Annotated in this window: 4 protein-coding genes; 3 read left to right on the forward strand and 1 reads right to left on the reverse strand. The window is 73.2% G+C overall.

Annotation, left to right across the window (positions count from 1 at the left end; all coding sequences use genetic code 11):
- Positions 1–160: 160 nt before the first annotated feature.
- Positions 161–1,186 carry an SCO0930 family lipoprotein gene (locus ABZX67_RS33180; RefSeq protein WP_355368496.1) on the reverse strand — a complete coding sequence of 342 codons (1,026 nt, stop codon included), beginning with the start codon at positions 1,184–1,186 and terminating at the stop codon, positions 161–163.
- Positions 1,187–1,395: 209 nt separating this feature from the next.
- Here ABZX67_RS33180 and ABZX67_RS33185 point away from each other — a divergent pair, with 209 nt between their 5' ends.
- From ABZX67_RS33185 to ABZX67_RS33195, 3 genes are all read left to right on the forward strand, one after another.
- Positions 1,396–1,956: a hypothetical protein gene (locus tag ABZX67_RS33185; RefSeq protein WP_355368499.1), complete on the forward strand. Its 561-nt coding sequence runs from the start codon at positions 1,396–1,398 to the stop codon at positions 1,954–1,956.
- 27 nt (positions 1,957–1,983) lie between these two features.
- Positions 1,984–2,748, forward strand: a complete 765-nt coding sequence (locus ABZX67_RS33190) for a hypothetical protein (protein ID WP_355368502.1) — start codon at positions 1,984–1,986, stop codon at positions 2,746–2,748.
- Positions 2,749–2,904: 156 nt separating this feature from the next.
- Positions 2,905–3,441 carry a hypothetical protein gene (locus ABZX67_RS33195; protein WP_355368505.1) on the forward strand — a complete coding sequence of 179 codons (537 nt, stop codon included), beginning with the start codon at positions 2,905–2,907 and terminating at the stop codon, positions 3,439–3,441.
- The last annotated feature ends 141 nt before the right edge of the window (positions 3,442–3,582 follow it).

Genomic DNA, 3,582 nt, shown 5'->3' on the forward strand with positions numbered 1-3,582 from the left:
GGTCGGGGTGCCCCGGCGCGGCGCGGGCGGGGGGGGCCCCCCCCCCGCGGGCCGGCGGGGTGTCCGGCCGGTGGGAGACCGGCCACCCGGGGCCGGAGGCGCGTGGGGACTGCGCTGGGCGCTCCGGCCGACCGTGGGGGGAAGGAGGGGCTTGGGTGGGCTACTTGACGAGCTTGCCGTCGGGGGAGACGGCGAACCAGGTTCCGCCGACGCCCTGGCCGTTGGTGTCACCGGGCTTCTTGTCGCCCGCGAAGGTGTAGAGCGGCCAGCAGTCGATGGTCTGCTGCTTGATGCCGTCGGGCCGGTTGAAGGTCACGAAGCCCTTGAGCTTGATGCCCTCGGTGTCGTTCTTGTCGACGGGCGCGACCACCGGCCACTTCTTGAGGCAGTCGCCGGTGCAGGCGGTCTTCATGGGCCAGGCGGAGTCTTTCTGGAACCGGTAGACCGTCATGCCGTTCTTGTCGACGACGACCTCGCCCAGCTTGGGGTCCTTGCGGACCGACAGGCCTGCCGGGTCGGCCGGGGTGGCGGCGTCCTCGCCGCCGCCCTCGCCGGTCGCGGGCTCCTCCGGCTCCTCCGCGCCGCCCCCGTCGCCCGAGCCGCCGTTGCCGGGGGCCGCCTTCTTGCCGTCGGGGGACGCCGCGTACCAGGTGCCGCCGACGCCCTGGCCCTTGGCCTCGCCGGGCTTGGTGTCCTTGGCGTACCGGTACATCGGCCAGCCGTCGACGGTCAGTTGCTTGGTGCCGTCGGCGCGGGTCACCACGCCCATCAGGGAGGCGTCGGCGCCCGCCGGGGGCTTGGCGCCGTCGGCGGAGACGACCGGCCAGGTCTTGGCGCACTCCCCCTCGCAGTTCGACTTGGGCGGGCTCGCCGTGTCCTTGTCGAAGCGGTAGAGCGTGAAGCCCTCGCTGTCGGTGAGGACCTTGCCGAACTCCTTGCTGTCCCAGACGGCGAGTTGACCGGCCGGCTTGGCCGCGGCGGCGCCGCCCTGGGCCGCGGCGCCGGAGCCGTAACCGTCGTCGGACCCGTAGCCGGCCGCGTTCTCCGCGGGCGCTCCGGCCGGTGCGGCGGCGCCGACGGACTGGCCGTTGGGGGTCTGGCTGCCCTTCTCCTGACCGCACGCCGTCGTCAGCGCCAGCACGGCCGCCGCGGTCACCGCGAGCGAGGCGTTCCGCCAGGTCTTCATGTCAACTCCCGTTGGGTTCTAGCCGGTTGTCGGCGCCCCGTGTGCGCCGTTCACGGTCCTAGGTACGGGCGGGGAGGCGGTCGGTGTTCAACGCGGCGCCCGGAAATTTGTCCCGGGTGCCGGAGAAGGCGCCCGGAAGAACCGCTCCTTCAGGGGAATCACCACGGTTCAGGCCCCGCCGCACCCCCGAACTGATCATGCTTTTGGCCGTGTACGGAACGAATGTCGCGCGGCTGCTTCCGGTCGCCTCCCTCACCTGGCTGCTGCTGGCGCCACTGCCCGCGGCCGCCGACGCTTGCGCCCACGCCGTCGTCGGGCCCTCGGGACCGGAGAGCGCGGTGTCGATCGCGGGGAGCGGCAGCTGCACCCCGTCGCCGTCCCCGCCTCCGCCGCCGTCCCCTTCCCCGACGCCCACACCCACGCCCACACCGGAGCCCCCTCCCCCACCGCCGCCGAAGCCCGCGCCGCCGAAGCCGACGCCCAAGCCGCCGCCACCGCCGCCTCCCGTGCGACCGGCGCCCGCGCCCCCTCCCCCGCCGCCGCCACCGAAGCCCGAGGTGAAACCGGAACCCGCACCGCCGGCGCCCGCGCCGCCGCGGCCCGTACGGCCACCGAAGCCGGCGCCCTCGCCCCCCGTACCGCTGCCCGCCTACAAGCGCGTGGCGCCGCCGGAGCCCTCCGGCGGCCCGTCCCCGGTGTCCGTGATGCTCCTGGTCACGGCACCCGCGGTGCTCGCCGCCGCCGCGCTGCGCGGCCGCTCGTCCCGCTGATCCCGCACTCACCGACGGAGAGATGCCTTGTCGGAATGGCTTGTTCTGTCCATCGCGATGGCCGCCGCCTGCGCCGTCGTCCTCACCATCGTCGTCTTCAACAACCGGCGCGTCGGTGACGACGACGATCCCAGCGAGACCCCGGACGTCATCGAGTACATGACGATGATGATCGGCGTGGTGTACGCGATCGTCCTCGGCCTCGCCATCGCCGGCGTCTGGGAGGGCCGCGGCGCCGCCCAGGACACCGTCCGCCAGGAGGCGCAGGCCCTCCACGAGGTGGACCGGCGCGTCGAGGTGTGGCCCGAGGCCGTGCGCGAGGGCGTGCGGGACGACGTGCGGGCGTACGTGTCCCACGTCGTCGACAGCGAATGGGCGCACATGGCCGACCGGGGCGAGCTGACCGAGAAGGGCACCGAGCTGCTGGAGCGGCTGCGGCGGAGCATCACCGACTACCGGCCGGCGGACGCGCACGAGGGCGAGGCGTACCAGCCGCTGGTGGACCAGGTGGCGCTCGTGGACGACGCCCGCGGCGCACGCGCCGAGAGTGCGGGCGCCACCATGCCGGGGGTGGTGTGGTTCGGCCTGATCATCGGGGCGCTGGTCACCATCGGCATGATCTTCATGCTCCAGATCCGGCGTACGTTCCGCGAGCTGCTGCTGGCCGGTCTCTTCAGCGCGCTCATCGCCTTCCTGCTGTTCTTGATCTGGGCGTTCGACGCGCCGTTCGGCCGTGGGGTGTCCGCGACACCGGACCCGTTCCTCACCCTCTTCCCGCATCTGCGGAGCTGAGGACATCCGCCGTCCGGGGGACTCCGGTGCCCCATTCGCCCGTCTGGGATCGCGGGTGTGGTACAGCGCTCCTAGCGTGTCGGGCATCGAGGTGCATATCAGACCCTTTGTGGAAATCCGTTCCGCAGCTGCCCCTCGGGACACGGAGGATCGACCATGCGCGCGATACGTGCCGCGTCCGCCGCTCTGCTGGGAGCGGCCGCCCTCGCCCTCACCACTCCCGCCGCCGCGCAGCAGGGCGACTTCCTCATCAACCCGACGACCGTGCAGCCGGGTGGCAGGATCACCCTCTCCGCCCCCGGTTGCCCGGGTACGGCCATGGCGTCGGCAGGTGTCTTCGACACGGTGACCATCCCGGCCGGCGGGTCGGCCACGGCCACCGTCGACTGGGACGCCAGGCGCGGAGCGGTCTACACGGTGAACTTCACCTGCGCCGGGGGCAGCCCCGGCTCCGTGGACCTCAGGATCGCCATGGCCACCGCCACGCCGACGACCAAGTCCACCGCGGCCCCGACCGTCACCAGGACGGCCACCGCGACGGTCGCGCCCACCCGTGGCGCGCGCGGCGGCCTCGGCGGCAGCGTCGGCGGCTGGCACACCGGCCAGCTCGCCCTCGGTACGGGCCTGGTGGTGGCCGCGGCCACCGGCGTCATCGTCGTGATGCGCCGCCGGGCCGAGAACCGCCGCCACTGACAACCGGAAAGCAACCGGAGAAGGACAACCGGAGAAGCCCCGGAAAGCCCTGTCCATCTACACGACCTGCGCCGCCACCGGCTTATCCATGGGCCTGGTGCTCTCGGGCCTGCTCACCGAGCTGAGCTGGCGCTGGACCAT

The sequence above is a fragment of the Streptomyces sp. NPDC003036 genome, from assembly GCF_040611175.1.
In the GTDB taxonomy this organism is placed as follows: domain Bacteria; phylum Actinomycetota; class Actinomycetes; order Streptomycetales; family Streptomycetaceae; genus Streptomyces.

Excerpts from the sequence above, each read along its gene's own strand:
- ABZX67_RS33180 (WP_355368496.1), bottom strand. The coding sequence starts at position 1,186 with ATGAAGACCTGGCGGAACGCCTCGCTCGCGGTGACCGCGGCGGCCGTG.
- ABZX67_RS33195 (WP_355368505.1), top strand. The coding sequence starts at position 2,905 with ATGCGCGCGATACGTGCCGCGTCCGCCGCTCTGCTGGGAGCGGCCGCC.